Here is a 15,491-nt window from a genome sequence, read left to right as displayed (position 1 = left end):
TGCGTCAGAAAGGACTCGTCCGATGACCACCACCGTTCCCCAGCCCAGTGCCACGGCCGAGCCGGGCCGGCTGTCCGGCCTGGAGAGCCGGTCCGTCTCCGCCTGGTTCGGCTCGCACAAGGTGCTGGAGCGGGTCTCGCTCGCCATGCCGGCCGGCGAGGTCACCGCGCTGATCGGGCCGTCCGGCTGCGGCAAGTCCACCTTCCTGCGGATCCTCAACCGGATGCACGAGATGGTGCGCGGTGCGGCGCTGGCCGGCGAGGTCCTGCTCGACGGCGAGGACATCTACCGGCACGGACGCCGGCCGGCCGAGGTGCGGCGGCGGATCGGCATGGTCTTCCAGCGGCCCAACCCGTTCCCCGCCATGTCGATCGCCGACAACGTGGCCAGCGGGCTCAAGCTGGCCGGGATCAAGGTGGGCCGGGAGCACCGGGACCAGCTGATCGAGGACAGTCTGCGGCAGGCCGGGCTGTGGAACGAGGTGAGCGGCCGGCTCTCCACCCCGGGCGGTGCGCTCTCCGGCGGTCAGCAGCAGCGCCTGTGCATCGCACGGTCGTTGGCAGTGGGGCCGGACATCCTGCTGATGGACGAGCCCTGTTCGGCGCTGGACCCGACCTCCACCCGACGGGTCGAGGAGACCATCGCCGAGCTGCGGGGGCAGCTGACCATCGTCATCGTCACCCACAACATGCAGCAGGCGCAGCGGGTTTCGCAGTCCTGCGCGTTCTTCCTGGCGAGCCATGACACGCCGGGCCGGATCGTCGAGGCCGGGCCGACCGAGCGGCTCTTCAGCGATCCGGTCGACCCGCGGACCGCCGACTACGTGAACGGGCGGTTCGGCTGAAGCCGCTCAGCTGGGCCGGCTGATGCCGCTCAGCCGGATATGGAGTTGACGATCTGCTCGATGACCAGGGCGACGCCGTCGTCCTGGTTGCTGACGGTGTGCCGGGCGACCGCGGCGAGCACTTCCGGGTGGGCGTTGGCGACCGCGTAGGACTCGCCGGCCCAGGCCAGCATCTCCAGGTCGTTGGGCATGTCGCCGAAGGCGACCACCCCGGTGCGGTCGATGCCCTGCTCGGCGCACCAGCGGGCCAGGGTGCTGGCCTTGGTGACCCCGGCGGCGCTGATCTCCAGCAGGGCTATCGGGCTGGACCGGGTGATCTCGGCCAGCGGGCCGACCGCCGCCCGGGCCCTGGCCAGGAAGTCGTCCGGGGTCAGCTCGGGGTGCTTGGCGAGGATCTTGTAGCTGTCCCGGGCTTCGGCGGCGATCAGCTGCTCGGCGGGGGCGACCAGGTGCGGCTCGTCGTCGCCCCACATGGCCACCTGGTACTCGGGCTCGCGGGAGAAGCCGGCCGGGTACTCGAAGGCGAAGGCGGTGCCCGGCAGCGCGGCGCGCAGCCGCTCTACCACCTGGCCGGCCGCGTCCGGGGTGAGCGGGAAGCTCTCCAGCAGCCGCTCCCCGCGGACGTCGACGATCGCGCCGCCGTTGGAGCAGATCGCCACGCCGTGGCCGCCGATGTGCGTGCCCAGCAGCCGCATCCAGCGCGGCGGGCGGCCGGTCACGAAGACCACCTGCAGGCCGGCCCGCTCGGCGTCCGCCAGCGCGGCCGCGGTGCGGGCCGAGACGGTGCCGCCCTGGCAGAGCAGGGTGCCGTCGAGGTCGGTGGCGATCAGGCGGGGGCGGGGGCGCGGGGCTGGCTGGGTCACCCGTCCATCCTCCCAGGTGCCCGCGGGGACCGGCCTTGGCCGTGGGGAAAGAAGTGACGGCGCGCGGTCAACCCCCGTGTGACCGTGCGCCGTCCGGCGAGCCGTCTATTTTGTTGGACGGCTCACGGTTGAACATACGCTGAACCCTCCCCGGGCTGTCAACCGTGTTACAGATGGGGTTCGAGTCAAGATGAGCTGAGGATGGGCTGAGAAAACGCAGGATCTCCTCGATTTCTGCGTCTACTTCAGTAGATACTGGACGCACCCGGTCCAATCGGACGGGTTCGATCGGACAAGGGAGCAACGATGCCGTCGGCTGAGCAGACCCCGGCCCCCCGCTCCCTGGCCGAGAAGCTGGACCACCTGTTCCAGGTGATCCATCCCGCCGGCCGCGGCCCGTTCAGCTACCACGAGGTGGCCCAGGCGATCCGGGAGCAGGCCGGTCCGGGCGGGCCCACCGTCTCGCACGGCACCCTGCAGCAGATCCGCACCGGTGCCAAGACCAACCCCACGGTCAAGACGCTGGAGGCGATCGCCGCCTTCTTCGGGGTGCCGGCCGCCTACTTCCTGGACGACACGGTGGCCGACCGGGTCGATGTGCGGCTGCGGGAGCTCAAGGAGGCCGCCGAGAGCCGGCCGGTCCGGCGGGCCGCCGCCGCTCCGCGGCGGGACGAGCTGGCCGACGTGCTGGCGGACAGCGACATCCGGGCCGTGGCGTTCCGGCTGGCCGGGCTGTCGCCGCGGGCGCTCAAGGGCCTGCGGGCGATCGTCGACCAGGTGCGGGCGGTCGAGGGGCTGCCCGAGGTGGGGCGGACCAAGAAGGCCTCCTGAGTTCGGCCGCCGATCGGTGACGGCGCCTGCCATGGGTGAGGGCAGCCTCGGTTGGTGAAGGCGGCCTCCGTTGGTGAAGGCGGCCTCCGTTGGTGAAGGCGACCGCATACGAATCGACCATGACTTTTCACTTGGAGGGCCGCAGCCGCACGTGACCGGCACAGCACCGAACGCTTATGCTGACGCTTCGATCATTCCGGGTGCGGAGAGGGCAGGCCGGCCATGAGATGGCGCAGACAGCCGCGCTCCCGGTTCGCCGAGCTGGTCAACCGGATCGAGGTGCCCAAACCCTTCCAGCTTGAACGGTTCTGCGACTCGATCGCCCGGCAGCGCGGCCGCCCGCTGCGACTGGTGCCGCTGGAGAACGCCGCCGGTCAGGATCTCCCGTGCGGGCTGTGGATCAGCCTGCCCGCGGTCGACCTGGTCTTCTACGAGGCCGGTGCGGCACCCATCCTGAAGACCCAGATCGTGCTCCACGAGATCTCCCACATGCTGCTCGACCACGGGGCCCCGGCCGCCGGCGGGACCGCGCCGGCGGCGGCCCGAGCTGCCGTCGAGGAATCGCTGGTCACGGCCGCCGACCAGGAGCTCGGCCTCGCCACCGACCGGGTGCTCGCCCTGCTGGCCCGCAACGGCTACACGGACCGCCAGGAGGCCGACGCCGAGGCACTGGCCACCCTGCTGCTGGAGCGCGCCACCCGGGCCGGCGCGGGCCGGCGGTCCAGCGAGTCCACCGAGGTGCTGGACCGACTGGACGCCGCCTTCGGCCACCCGGTCCGGCGGCAGTGATGCACCCCGCCGTACCGCAGCACCTCGGGCCCGACCTGGCCGGCGCCGCGTACTCCCCGTACAAGCTGCTGATCGTCGTGCTGGTGGGGCTGGTCACCCTCTGGCGCCTGCCCGCCGCGATCCGCTCGCCCCGCCACCGCCCGCTGTGGACCGCGTTCGCCGCCACCACCGGGCTGCTCGCCCTCGGGCTGCCGTGGCCCGCCGCCTGGATCGACACCACCAGCGGCGTGCACAACCTGGCGATGCTGCTCAAGCACCAACTCGACCTGGTCGCCAGCTCGGCCGGGCTGACCTTCTGCGCCCAGACGGCCCGGCCCGACCTCGCCGCCCGCTGGCGCCGCGTCCGGCTGGCCGTGCTGCCGGCCGCCCAACTCGGCCTGGTCGCCACCTTCTTCACCCTGCACCGCCCCACCGAGGTGGCGGACTTCTACCAGGCCTACCCCGCCTCGACCGCGGCCGCCCTGTACGTGCTGATCATCGCCGGCTTCATCGGCGCGTCCATGGGTGTCGGCAGCTGGCTGTTCGGCAGCCACGTCCGCGGGGCCGCCACCCGCTCGCTGCGGGCCGGGCTGCTGGTGCTCGCCCTGGGCACCGCCACCGGCGTCGCCTACTCGGCGCTGCGGATCTGCCAGATCGCGCTGGAGGCGGTCGGCCGGCCGATGTTCCTCGACGAGTGCTGGGTCCTGCGGATCGACTGGGTCTCGATCGCGCTCATGCTGCTGGGCAGCGTCATCCCGGCCGTCGGGGTGGCGCTGCGCGGCCTGCGGGACTGGTGCACGGCGCGGCGCCTGGTGCCGCTCTGGCGGGAACTCACCGCGGCGGTACCCGAGGTGGTGCTCACCGAGCGACTCGGGCGCGGCCCCCGGCTGCGGCTGCACCGGCTGGCCATCGAGATCCGGGACGCCGCGCTGGTCCTGGCCGGCCACGCGGACCCCGAGATGCGATTCCAGGCCGCCATCGTGGCCGTGGCGGCGGGGCCCGAGCAGTCCGCCCTCGCCGAGGCCTGCTGGCTCCGCGCGGCCGCCGCCCTCCGCCGCGCCGGCCACGTTCCGCTGATCCCCACCGCGCCCGCCCAGGCCGCCGGCTGCGAGGAGCTGGACTTCGCCACCGAGACCGACCGCCTCCGCAGCCTCGCCGCCGCCTACGCCTCTCCGACCGCCGTGGAGTTCGCCCGAGGTGCCGCGGCCGGCCGCGGTGTTGCGGTGGCCCGCTGACCGCCATGGCCTTCCACTTCGCGCTGACCCCGCCGGCCGAAGCCGCAGAACCGTCTGTCGCCGAGCCGTTGGAGGACGAAGAGGACTACTGGTACCTGGCCATCTGCGCCAGCAAGGCGCTGGCCCTGGCCGGCTACCGCTTCGACATCGGCGGATTCGGCCACCCGGACTGGAAGTTCGACGTCTCGTACGACATGTCCACCTTCGCCGAGCAACTCCCCGACCTCATCGCCGGCCTGCGAACCGGCCGACCGGTCGAGATCGACCTCTACTCCCAAGGCGTCGAACGCACACTGAAGTTCGCCTGGTCCCAGCATCAGGCCCGCATCACCTGCGTCTCGCGAACATCCTGGCAGCCGTCCCCTGCCACCGAGTTCATCGACCGCACACAACTCGAGCTGATGGTCAGGGAGTTCTGCCGCACCCTTGCCTCCGGCCTGGTGGCAGCCGATCCCCGAATAGCAGCACTTCCGCCCTTCTCACGCTGGCGGGACGGGGAGCTGGTCTGAGCCGTCCGCCACCCGGCGCTCATAGTCGGCCCGGGCCGCGTTCACCTCGTTGATGTACCGCTCCGCCCAGTCCCGGATCGCGCCAAGAGGGGCCTCCAACGTCCGCCCCAGTTCGGTGAGTTGGTACTCGACCTTGGGCGGCACGGTCGGGTGGACGGTGCGGCTGACAAGCCCGTCGCGCTCCAGGCTCCGCAAGGTCTGCGTGAGCATCTTCTCGCTGATGCCGTCGATGGCCTCGCGCAGTTCGCTGAAGCGCAGCGTGCCGTCCGCCAGGGCGCCGACGATCAGGGCGGTCCACTTGTCGGCGATCCGGTCCAGGGCCGAACGGGACGGACAGGGCGCGCTGTACGTGTCGGCCGGCTTGCCGTCCGGCAGCCGGGCCAGGACCCGGCCGGGAGTTCCCGGGCGAGGGCGGCGGGTGTGGGGAGCGGGCATGCCCATACGCTACTGAACGACCGTCAGGCCTGCTCCGACGGCGGCCGGTCCGCCGGCCCACGCCCGCCGCAGCGCGGGAGGGACGACACGGCCGAAGACGTGCCCCGCGAAGTGGCCCCCGGCCAGGATCGTGCTTCCGTCCTCCAACTCCTTGAGGAGCCGGGCCCGGGTGCGCAGGCCCTGCTCCGGGTCGTCGTCGAACACACAGGTCCAGTGGTCCTGGGTGACCTGCACCTGGCAGTGCATGATGTCGCCGAGGACGATCAGGCGCCGGTCGTCCGCACCGGCCGGATCCGTGACAACCAAGCTGCTGTGGCCCGGCGTGTGCCCGGGCGTGGACAGGATCCGTACGCCGGGGGCGATCTCCTCGCCGTCCGTGACGAAGCCGATCACGCCCCCCAGCGGCTCCTGCACGGCCTTCGCATCCGGTCCGGGAAACGCCCCGCGGCCCTCCCAGTGCCGCCACTCCGCCTCGCTCACCAGGTGCCGGGCCGCGCGGAACGTCAGCCCGCCGACCTCGCAGCCCTCGGGGAACCCAGGTGCGGGCGCCACGTCGCTGGTCCACCCGACGTGGTCGTGGTGCAGGTGGGTGTAGACAACAGTGTCCACCTCGGCGGGCGTCAGCCCCTCTCCGGCCAGGCTCTCCAGCATCGCACCGGCCTTGAAGGACGCCACACCGGGAATCACGAAGTCAACGGCCCCCAGCCCGAGATCGACCAGGACCACCCGCCCGCCGGCCCGAACCAGGAACGACCCGATGCTGACCGGAAACCAGCCACGCTCGTCCAGGAACTCCGAGTGCGTCGCCCAGCCGTCCGGCACGCTGGAAGGAAAGAACGCAGCCGGATTGAGCCACCCCTCCCCATCCGGCAGATAGGTCACCGTCGTCTCACCAATGGCGATCTGAGCGCGGAGCGCGGGCTTGACCATGGTTCTCTCCTCGACAGGCTGTTCCGTTCGGGCACGGCCGGGGGCCGTGCCCCTCAGCACTGACTATTGGAGAGTGACGATCCGTAGGGAAGTACGCACTTGCAAGTGCGTCCCACGGCCTGGGCCTGTGGTGACAACTACGCCGCCGAGACCGGTGCCTTGGCGGAGAGCGCGAGGCGGAACATCAGCCGCGAGGCGCGGGAGTCGTCCACCGGGGAGTCTGGTCGCCACGTCGCCGTCCGCCGCCGCCTCGAGCGCGCCCGCTCCGGTGCACCACGGCAAGCCGGAGAAGCGCCGGCCGGCACCGCGAGCGCCGCGCCGACGGCGGGATGTCATCGCGGCGTAACGGCACCGCTTGTGCACGAAGCGGGCAGCCGTCGCCCGTCAGTCCTCGATCTGCCGGGCCGAGCCTGGCGGCGTGCGTGCGCGTTCGGCGGCTGAGAGGCGAGGACGGAGAGCACCCGTTGTTTGTTGTCGTCGATGCCTCGTCCAGGCGGTGACGACGCGGCTTTCAGAACCTGATCCGAGAGCACGGCGGCACTGCGCCGAAGCTCCCGTAGGGTCGAGTCCATGCGACTGAGCACGGTGATCCTCCCCATCCACCGGTGGGCCGAGGGGCAGAAGATCTGGCGGCGGGCCGATGAGCTCGGCTTCCACGCCGCGTACACCTACGACCACCTGTCCTGGCGGTCGTTCCGGGACGAGCCGTGGTTCGGGGCGGTTCCGACGCTGACGGCGGCTGCGGCGGCGACTGAGCGGATCCGGCTCGGGACCCTGGTGACGTCGGTCAAGCCTCGTTCACCCATCACCGCCTGACCGCGGAGACCGTGCGGTGGCAGCCGCGTGCCGCAGGACGGGCCGTACCGGGGAAGCTCCAACAGCTGTTCGTTGCTGGGAGCTTCAGAAGGACAGGGGAGGAGATCGGCAGAGTGGACGGCTACGAACGGCTGTTTCGGTTCCTGGCGCAGTGGGAGGACGTCCCGGCGGGGGAGGCGGAGCAGGTGCGACTGCTCTTCCATCCTGCCTCACGGCCCAGAGGCGAACTGCTCGCACGCGCGGGCGAACCACCACGGCATGTGGCGTTCGTCCATCGCGGGCTGGTCCGGCTCTACTTCACGGGGTCGGACGGTCAGGAGCGCACGTACGGCTTCCGGGACGAGGGTCACCTGGTCTGCGCCCACAGCGCCGTGCGGACAGCGGAACCCGCCACGATGTCGATCGAGACGCTGGAGGCCTGCGAGCTGCTGATCGCGCCCCACAGGGCGTTCCGGGAACTGTGCGAGAGCCACGCCTACTGGCGGCAGCTCAGCGCACGGCTCACCGAGGCGCTGTACGTTCAACAGCTGCGCCGCCAGCGCGAGCTCCTGATGGACGACGCGGCCACCCGCTACCGGAACTTCGTGGCCACCTACCCCGCGATGGCAGGACGCCTGACACAGCGGCAGATCGCCGCGTACATCGGCATCACTCCAGTGGCCCTGAGCAGGCTGCGCTCACGGTTGATCCGGGTTAACGACGCGGCCCCGCCCGGTTCCTAGCCTGTCCTCCATGTCAACGATGCGAGCCATGGCGGTCTACCGGTTCGGCCCCGCGGAGAACCTGCGGCAGATCACCCTCCCGACTCCCGAGCCGGCTCCCGGCGAAGTGCTCATACAGATCGCCGCAGCGGCGGTGAATCCGGCGGACATCGGCATGCGCGACGGCCGGTACCGCTGGCGCGAGCCCGTGCGCTTTCCACTGGTGCCAGGCTACGACGTGGCGGGCACGGTCGCGGTGAGTGCCCCGGGATGGCCGCTGGGGACACCGGTGATCGCCGTCACCGCCCACTCCCGCACCCAGGCGGGCAGCTACGCGGAGTTCGTCAGCCTTCCCGCGGAGTACCTCGCCCCCGCGCCGGCCGGCCTCGACCCGGCCCACGCGGCGAGCCTGCCGCTTGCCGGGCTGACGGCACTCCGGGCCCTGGCCGAACTCGACCTGGCCGCCGGTCAGACACTGCTGGTCAACGGCCCGCACGGTGCGGTCGGCGGCTTCGCCGTTCAACTCGCCACCCGGGCCGGGATCGAGGTCAGGCCCGCCGGCCCGGTGGACGCGGCGCTCGACGTGGTCGGCGGCACCGCCGCCACCGCGGCCTTCGCTGCTGTCCGGGACGGTGGCCGGTACGCCACGGTCGTCCCGGAGTTCTGGGTCCCCGGCGGGCCGTTCGCACCGGCCCGGGGGATCAGCCCCGTCCTGGTGCTCGTCGAACCCGACGGCCTCCGGCTGGCCGAGATCTCCAAGCTGGCGGAAGTCGGTGACCTGCGCACCAGGGTGGCGCAGCGCCTGCCCCTGTCGTCCGCCCCGCAGGCCCACGCCCGGCTGACAGCCGGCCGCCTCCGGGGAAAGCTGGTGCTGATCCCCTGACCCGCCCCGGCACGCTGGTGGACGCCCGTGCCGGGAAACGGTCGTAGGGTCGACGGCATGCGACTGAGTACCGTGATCCTCCCCATCCACCGGTGGGCCGAAGGGCAGAAGATCTGGCGGCGGGCCGAGGAGCTCGGCTTCCACGCCGCGTACACCTATGACCACCTCTCCTGGCGGTCGTTCCGCGACCAGCCCTGGTTCGGAGCCGTCCCCACGCTCACCGCCGCAGCGATGGCTACGGAGAGTATGCGTTTGGGCACCCTGGTGACCTCGCCGAACTTTCGGCATCCGGTGACGTTGGCCAAGGAGGTGGTGACGGTTGACGATGTGTCCGGTGGGCGGTTGACGCTGGGGATCGGGGCCGGCGGGGTCGGGTTCGATGCGACGGCGATGGGGCAGGAGGCGTGGTCGCCCAAGGAGCGGGCGGCGCGGTTCGGGGAGTTCCTGCCGCTGCTGGACAAGCTGCTGCGGCAGGATGCCACCACCGAGCAGGGCACGTACTACTCGGCGGTCGAGGCGCGGAACATCCCCGGCTGCGTGCAGCGGCCGCGGGTGCCGTTCTATGTGGCGGCGACCGGGCCCAAGGGGCTGCGGCTGGCGGCCGAGTACGGTCAGGGCTGGGTGACGTACGGCGACCCGCGCGGACCGGCGGACGTGCCGGTGGAGCAGGCGCCCGAGGTGATCGCCAAGCAACTGGAGAAGCTGACGGCGGCCTGCGAGGCGGCCGGGCGGGACGTCGGCGAGCTGGAGAAGGTGCTGCTCCAGGGTTCGACGGCGGAGAAGCCGCTGGATTCACTGGACGCCTTCGTGGACTGGGCCGGACGGTACCGCGAGCTGGGTATCACCGAGGTGGTGATCCACTGGCCGGTGCCGGACTCGATCTTCGCGAACGACCTGGCCGTGTTCGAGCGGATCGCCACCGAAGGGCTCGCCCAACTGGAGAGGTGAGGCGGATGGGTGCGGATCGGGCCGGCCGGTCGCCCGAGGAGGCACGGCGGGCGTTCGCGACGGGCTCGCGGTGCCGACGGCGGGCGTGGCGCTCGGGTACGCGCAAGGCCAACCTGCTCGTCGTGCCCCGGGACTGGGCGGCCGAGTTCCGGCTGTTCGCCGAGCGCAATCCGCGCCCCTGCCCGGTACTTGAGGAGACCGCACCGGCCGGCTGGCCCCCGGTGCCGACCTGCCCGGCTACCAGGTGTGGGCCGTTCGCGATCATCCGTGCACCGGGGCGGATGTTCATCACGGACGTGCGGGACACCGAACCGTAGGCCGAGCGCCGGCACTGTCGAATTGGTTGTCGGACCGGACGTCTTTCATACTTCCTGATGACCGATGGTCCACTCCGGGGGGAGTTCCTTGTCCACGCCTGACGAAGGTGTCGCGGCGGCCGGGGGTGCCGAGGCCGATCCGCGCCGGGTGCCGCGCGGGGTCACCGTCACGCTGGCCACGCTCGGCCTGCTCGCCGTCACCGCGGCCAGCGCAACGGTGACGGTCGCCGTGGGCAGGCCCGATCACCCGCATCGGGCGGCCGTCGCCGCCACCACCGGGCCGGGTACGGGGGCGGCGCCGAGCACCGGCCCGACGCCGGTGCCGCTGCCGAGCATCACCCTCGCCCCGGAGCCCGGCAGCACGCTGCACGGCACGGCGGACGGCGGCACGCACGGCGGTGACCTGCGGTACTTCCTGCTGCCCGTCCCGGACGGCGCGGAGCCCTACGGCTCCCCGGACGGCACGGCGCTGACCGTCGACGACCTGGCCGCCCAGTACGCCCAGTCGACGGGCATCAAGAGCGTCCTCGACTCCTACGGCTACCAGGAGGCGGTGTCCCGTCGGTACCGCACCGCCGACGGGAAGGCGGAGGTCGAGAGCCGGCTGATGCGGTTCGCCACGCAGGGCAGCGCCCAGGGCTTCGCCAACGGCGCCTCGTTCGCTGGCGGCAGTCCGATCGACGTGCCTGGTGACAGCACGGCCAAGGCCTACGTCTTCAAGCCCGAGCAGCAGGCCTTCACCGGCCGTCTGGTCGGCGTCTCCACGGTGGGCGACGTCGAGTACGAGGTCACCGTGGACGTGAAGGGCGACCCGGACCAGGGGCTGCTGGCCGATGCGATGAAGCGTCAGCGCGACAGGCTGTCCCATGGAGGCTGAGCCCGTGGAGCCCGATCGGAGCCTGGAGTCCGCTGAGGCGGCCGAGGCCGCTGAGGCCGCTGAGGCCGCCGAGCCCGTCGGGCCCGCCGAGGCCGCCGAGCCCGGGGAGCCCGCCGCCGTCGCGACGCCGCGGCCGCCGGTGCGGAGCTCCCGCACGGTGCTGCTGGTGGTCGGCGCGCTGCTGCTCGGGCCGCTGGTCGGTGGCGGGATCGGCTACGCGGTCCAGGCCGGCCGTTCGGCCACCCCGCTGCCGTCACTGCAGTCGGCCGAGCTGCCCGCCTACCAGCCCGGCGCGCTGGACCCGACGGCCGCGGCCGCCGCGTCCCCGAAGCCGCTCGCCATCGACGGCGACCTGCGCAAGCTGCTGCTGCCCAAGCCGGACGGCGCCCAGGACTGGGACAGCGGGTTCGCCGCCTCCAGCGACTGGGAGACCGCCGGGGAGATGGCCCGGTGGCACGCCGACTCGGCGCGGTACTTCGAAAAGCTGGTCGGCTCCGGTCTGCGCAGGGCCGCCGTGACCACCTTCCAGAAGGACGGCGTCAAATACCGGATCGAGCTGATCCAGTACCAGCCGGACCAGGCCGGCGCGGCGGTCGCGGCCATGCGGCAGTCGAAGGTCGCCGGGGCCACCGACATGCCGGACGGGATGGAGGGCGCCTACTGGGCCTCCAACACGCAGGAGACGTACGCGGATTCGACCGAGACCTACTACCCCGGCAGCGCCGTGACGCGGCGGGGTGACGTGGTGGTCAGCGTGACGGCGTTCGGCACCACCCAGGTCAGCGCGGACGTGCTCCGCGACCTGGCCAAGCAGCAGTGGGAGCGGCTGGCATGAGCGATGCGGGGATGCCCGGCGAGGTCGGGGAGGAGTCCGCCGGGAACCCGGGCGAGTCCCCCACCCCGAGCGGGAAGCGCCGTGCGCTTCGCGCCGGCGCGGCGGTCGCCGCCGCGGTGCTGCTCGGGGTGGGGATCGGGGTCGGCATCATCAAGTCGCAGTACCGGCAGACCAGTGCCACCCCCGCCGCGCACACCCCGGCCGCCGCGCCGTCCCCGGGGGCGGCGCGGCCCTCCTACGGCGCGCAGTCCGACGGCACCCATTTCGGGGCGATGCGCGACCTGCTCCTCCCGGTGCCGACCGGGTTCGCGCTCGGGCCGGACGACGGGGTGTACGGGGACGACACCGAGCTGACCAAGGATCAGATCGACGGCTACCTGGACGACCGGGTGGCCGAGCTACCCAAGGACCAGCGCGACAAGGTCAAGGCGGCGCTGCAGGCGCAGGGCCACCGGACGGCCGGGGTGCGCAGCTACCGGTCGTCGGACGGAGCCCTGGTGGCGACGGTCTGGCTCGACCGGTTCGACAAGCAGGCGGTGGAGGCGGCGAACGCCTTCGACGCCGCGATGGGGTCCGACTCGGGTCTGTTCCGGCAAGGGCCGGCCGTTCCCGGTCACCAGCAGGCGGCCTGCTTCCTGCCGCCGCTGCGGCCGAGCAACCCGATCGACGAGTTGGACTGCACGGCCGGCGTCGGCGACATGCTGGTGACCATGCACGTCGAGGGGGTCGCGCCGCTGCCGAAGAGCGAGGCCGTGTCCATCTTCCGTCAGCAGCTGGAGCGGCTGGCCATCCCCGGAGCAACCGCATGACCGAGCACCCCGAGCAGACCGAGCACCCCGAGCAGACCGAGCAGACCGAGCAGACCGAGCACCCCGAGCAAACCGGGCACCCCGGGCACCCCCAGCCCCCCGAGCAGCCCCAGCCCCCCGAGCAGCCCCAGCGCCCAAAGCCGCGTGCCGCCACCGTGGTCCGCTGGACGGCGTTCGCCCTCGCGCTCGCCGCCGGTGCGACGGCCGCCGCCTTCGCCGTCGCCGCGCCCGCCCGTGGCCGGCTGCCCGGCCTGGCCACCGCCAACGACGGCCGCTACACCTTCGCCCCGCTGACCCTGCCCCAACTCCCGTCCGGCAAGCCGGCCCCGTCGGCCCCCGGCTCCGGCCACCGGCACTACGCGGCGCTGCCGGCCCTGGTGCTGCCGGCCCCGCAGGAGGCGCCGGGCGCGGCACCCGCGGCGGCGGCCGACTGTGCGGACTACGCCAAGCTGCACGAGGACGGCGCCCACCTGCCGGTGGTGCTGGCGACCAACGCCTGCCGGAGCGCCGCCACCGCGTCGTGGACCGCCAAGGACGGCACCCGGACCGAGATCTGGCTGCTCCGCTTCGGCTCCTCCGACGAGGGTGGCGCGTTCGCCGAGGCCCTGGTGCAGCGGGGCAGCCTCAAGGCCGTCCCGCAGGCGGTCCCCGGCGACGACGACGCGACCCTGCAAGCGGGCCAGCACGCCACCATCCGCATCACCCCACCCACCAGCCCCACCAGCCCCACCAGCCCCGGCGAGGCCGCCTACCTCACCGCGGGCGACGTGGTGGCCACCGTCCTACTGACCAACCCCCACGGCGTGCCGCACCAGGCGTTCCGGCAGGTGCTGACCCTGCAGGCCGATCTGCTCAACTGATCATCAGTCAACTCACCGAAACACCAGCACCAGACGTCGAAATCGCCGACGTTTCGCGTCACCCCTAGGGGGTGGCAGCCGCAAGTCATCCCGTAGGACGACGGCAGCGCAGGCCTGTGGTCGAATCCCAACGGGGCGTAGTGAGCGCTAACTTGGAGGTGTGTCCACGCCTGTCATCGCAACGGACGCCCTCACCAAGCGGTTCCCCGCCGTCACCGCGCTCGATCAGCTCACCGTGGAGGTGGGCCCGGGCGTGGTGGGGCTGGTCGGAGCCAACGGCGCGGGGAAGTCCACCCTGATCAAGATCCTGCTCGGCCTCGCCCCGGCCACCTCGGGCAGCGGCCGGGTGCTCGGCCTGGACGTCGCCACCCAGGGGTCGGCGATCCGCGAGCGCGTCGGCTACATGCCCGAGCACGACTGCCTGCCGCCGGACGTGTCCGCCACCGAGTTCGTGGTGCACATGGCCCGGATGTCCGGGCTGCCGGCCTCGGCGGCCCGCGAGCGGACGGCCGACGTGCTGCGCCATGTCGGCCTGTACGAGGAGCGCTACCGCCCGATCGGCGGCTACTCCACCGGCATGCGGCAGCGCGTGAAGCTCGCCCAGGCGCTGGTCCACGACCCGCAGTTGGTGCTGCTGGACGAGCCGACCAACGGCCTCGACCCGGCCGGCCGGGACGAGATGCTGGGCCTGATCCGGCGCGTGTACCGGGAGTTCGGCATCTCGGTGCTGGTCACCACCCACCTGCTGGGGGAGTTGGAGCGGACCTGCGACCACCTGGTGGTGATCGACGGCGGCCGGCTGCTCCGCTCCTCGGCCACCGCCCGGTTCACCGAGGCCACGCAGCTGCTGGCGGTCGAGGTGACCGAGCCGGATGACGGTTCGCCGGAACCGGAAGTCGCCGTGCGGGAGCGGCTGGTGGCGGCCGGACTGACCGTCGGCACGGACGGCGGGCATGTCCTGCTGGTCGAGCTCGCCGGGGAGCAGACGTATGACCTGATCCGCGACATCGTGGCCGAACTGGGCCTGGGACTGGTCCGGTTGGAACAGCGGCGCCACCATGTCGCCGAGCTCTTCGCCCGGGAGGCCGTCGATGACCACTGAGCCGGTGAACCCCGCGACCACTGAGCCGGTGAACCCCGCGACGAGTGCCCGCCCGGCCGCCCCCGACGGCGTGATCCATGACATCGGCTACCGCGGCTACCAGGGCCGCCGCCTCGGCCGCGGCTACGCCACCCGTGCGCTCTTCGTGCAGGGCCTGCGGGCCGCCTTCGGGCTCGGCCGGTCGGCGAAGTCCAAGGTGCTGCCGATGCTGATGCTGGCCGCGATGGTGCTGCCGGCCACCATGGTGGTGGGCATCGCGATCGCCACCAAGGCCACCCACCTGGCCACCGACTACCCGCGGTACCTCAACGGGGTCGGCCTGATCTTCGCGGAGATCTTCACCGCGGCCCAGGCGCCGGTGCTGCTCTCCCGGGACCTGCGGTTCGCCACCGTGCCGCTGTACTTCTCCCGTCCGATCACCCGCGCCGACTACGTGCGGGCCCGCAGCGGCGCGATGGTGTGCGCGCTGCTGATCGTCACCGTGCTCCCGCTGCTGCTGCTCTACGTCGGCGCCCTGCTGGCCGGGATGGATCTGGTGCCGAACACCGAGCACTTCGGCTACGGGCTGCTGGCCGCGCTGCTCTACTCGCTGGTGTTCTCGGCGATCGGCCTGGTGATCGCGGCCGCCACGCCCCGCCGCGGCTTCGGGGTGGCCGCCATCATGGGCGTGCTGGCGGTCTCGGCGATCGTGGCGGAGATCGTCTCCGGGCTGAGCGGCGGGCTGCACGCCGACCCCACGGACTCGGCCAAGTGGGCCTTCCTGCTGTCGCCGGCCTCCCTGGTGAGCCGGCTGGTCAACCAGCTCTGCGGGCTGGGCGGCGGCGACGGCACGCCGGGCGGCCTGGGCGCGGTGGTCTTCGCGATCGAGCTGCTGGTCATCGTGGTCGGCGCCCAGTTGCTGCTGATGCGCCGCTACCGGAAGATCTGA

The 15,491-nt window shown here is 72.4% G+C and carries 18 protein-coding genes and 1 pseudogene; 16 read left to right on the top strand and 3 right to left on the bottom strand.

Annotated features, from left to right (window positions below):
* Positions 1–22: 22 nt before the first annotated feature.
* A complete protein-coding gene (locus P3T35_RS17395; protein ID WP_101380526.1) occupies positions 23–844 on the top strand; it encodes a phosphate ABC transporter ATP-binding protein in 822 nt (273 codons plus the stop codon).
* A 29-nt stretch (positions 845–873) separates the two neighbouring features.
* Here P3T35_RS17395 and P3T35_RS17390 read toward each other — a convergent pair whose 3' ends face one another.
* The gene (locus P3T35_RS17390; RefSeq protein ID WP_101380525.1) at positions 874–1,707 is read right to left on the bottom strand and encodes an HAD family hydrolase; all 834 of its coding nucleotides are present in this window, start codon (positions 1,705–1,707) and stop codon (positions 874–876) included.
* 306 nt (positions 1,708–2,013) lie between these two features.
* Here P3T35_RS17390 and P3T35_RS17385 point away from each other — a divergent pair, with 306 nt between their 5' ends.
* The 4 genes from P3T35_RS17385 to P3T35_RS17370 all read left to right on the top strand — a co-directional run bounded on the left by P3T35_RS17385 (position 2,014) and on the right by P3T35_RS17370 (position 5,050).
* Entirely contained in the window at positions 2,014–2,538 is a 525-nt protein-coding gene (locus P3T35_RS17385; RefSeq protein WP_101380524.1) for a helix-turn-helix transcriptional regulator, read from the top strand.
* A 222-nt stretch (positions 2,539–2,760) separates the two neighbouring features.
* Complete coding sequence (locus tag P3T35_RS17380; protein ID WP_101380523.1) at positions 2,761–3,327, top strand: hypothetical protein; 567 nt, start codon at positions 2,761–2,763, stop codon at positions 3,325–3,327.
* Positions 3,327–4,541 (top strand): MAB_1171c family putative transporter, encoded by a 1,215-nt coding sequence (locus P3T35_RS17375; protein ID WP_101380522.1) that lies wholly within the window; start codon positions 3,327–3,329, stop codon positions 4,539–4,541. The genes P3T35_RS17380 and P3T35_RS17375 overlap by 1 nt, the downstream gene beginning before the upstream one ends.
* A 5-nt stretch (positions 4,542–4,546) precedes the next feature.
* Positions 4,547–5,050, top strand: coding sequence for a hypothetical protein (locus P3T35_RS17370; RefSeq protein ID WP_101380521.1), 504 nt, complete (start codon positions 4,547–4,549; stop codon positions 5,048–5,050).
* On the opposite strand, the gene P3T35_RS17365 is transcribed toward P3T35_RS17370, so the two are convergent.
* Both P3T35_RS17365 and P3T35_RS17360 read right to left on the bottom strand, forming a co-directional pair.
* On the bottom strand, positions 5,021–5,485 hold the full coding sequence (locus P3T35_RS17365) for a helix-turn-helix domain-containing protein (protein ID WP_101385034.1): 465 nt from the start codon (positions 5,483–5,485) through the stop codon (positions 5,021–5,023). The two genes, P3T35_RS17370 and P3T35_RS17365, sit on opposite strands and share 30 nt — an antisense overlap.
* Before the next feature lie 9 nt (positions 5,486–5,494).
* A complete protein-coding gene (locus tag P3T35_RS17360; RefSeq protein WP_101380520.1) occupies positions 5,495–6,415 on the bottom strand; it encodes an MBL fold metallo-hydrolase in 921 nt (306 codons plus the stop codon).
* Between the two features lie 570 nt (positions 6,416–6,985).
* Between P3T35_RS17360 and P3T35_RS17355 the strand changes: the two are divergent.
* The 11 genes and pseudogenes from P3T35_RS17355 to P3T35_RS17305 form a co-directional block, all read left to right on the top strand.
* Positions 6,986–7,225, top strand: a pseudogene (locus P3T35_RS17355) (LLM class flavin-dependent oxidoreductase); the annotation flags it as partial.
* A gap of 119 nt (positions 7,226–7,344) precedes the next feature.
* Complete coding sequence (locus tag P3T35_RS17350; RefSeq protein WP_180356462.1) at positions 7,345–7,953, top strand: Crp/Fnr family transcriptional regulator; 609 nt, start codon at positions 7,345–7,347, stop codon at positions 7,951–7,953.
* Between the two features lie 10 nt (positions 7,954–7,963).
* Positions 7,964–8,815: an NADP-dependent oxidoreductase gene (locus P3T35_RS17345; protein ID WP_280706614.1), complete on the top strand. Its 852-nt coding sequence runs from the start codon at positions 7,964–7,966 to the stop codon at positions 8,813–8,815.
* Positions 8,816–8,872: 57 nt separating this feature from the next.
* Entirely contained in the window at positions 8,873–9,763 is an 891-nt protein-coding gene (locus P3T35_RS17340) for an LLM class flavin-dependent oxidoreductase (RefSeq protein WP_101380517.1), read from the top strand.
* Between the two features lie 5 nt (positions 9,764–9,768).
* Positions 9,769–10,080, top strand: coding sequence for a hypothetical protein (locus P3T35_RS17335; RefSeq protein WP_101380516.1), 312 nt, complete (start codon positions 9,769–9,771; stop codon positions 10,078–10,080).
* 88 nt (positions 10,081–10,168) lie between these two features.
* Entirely contained in the window at positions 10,169–10,957 is a 789-nt protein-coding gene (locus tag P3T35_RS17330) for a hypothetical protein (RefSeq protein WP_101380515.1), read from the top strand.
* A gap of 4 nt (positions 10,958–10,961) precedes the next feature.
* A complete protein-coding gene (locus P3T35_RS17325; RefSeq protein WP_143676812.1) occupies positions 10,962–11,792 on the top strand; it encodes a hypothetical protein in 831 nt (276 codons plus the stop codon).
* The gene (locus P3T35_RS17320; protein WP_180356461.1) at positions 11,789–12,601 is read left to right on the top strand and encodes a hypothetical protein; all 813 of its coding nucleotides are present in this window, start codon (positions 11,789–11,791) and stop codon (positions 12,599–12,601) included. Before P3T35_RS17325 ends, P3T35_RS17320 begins: the two co-directional genes overlap by 4 nt.
* A complete protein-coding gene (locus P3T35_RS17315) occupies positions 12,598–13,461 on the top strand; it encodes a hypothetical protein (RefSeq protein ID WP_180356460.1) in 864 nt (287 codons plus the stop codon). The genes P3T35_RS17320 and P3T35_RS17315 overlap by 4 nt, the downstream gene beginning before the upstream one ends.
* 160 nt (positions 13,462–13,621) lie before the next feature.
* Positions 13,622–14,563, top strand: coding sequence for an ABC transporter ATP-binding protein (locus P3T35_RS17310; RefSeq protein ID WP_101380512.1), 942 nt, complete (start codon positions 13,622–13,624; stop codon positions 14,561–14,563).
* Positions 14,553–15,491: an ABC transporter permease gene (locus tag P3T35_RS17305; protein ID WP_280706608.1), complete on the top strand. Its 939-nt coding sequence runs from the start codon at positions 14,553–14,555 to the stop codon at positions 15,489–15,491. The genes P3T35_RS17310 and P3T35_RS17305 overlap by 11 nt, the downstream gene beginning before the upstream one ends.

The organism is Kitasatospora sp. GP30 (genome assembly GCF_029892145.1).
GTDB classification, from domain to species: domain Bacteria; phylum Actinomycetota; class Actinomycetes; order Streptomycetales; family Streptomycetaceae; genus Kitasatospora; species Kitasatospora acidiphila.
Note: the sequence above shows the minus strand (reverse complement) of the source record. Positions and strands in the feature narration are given on the sequence as shown.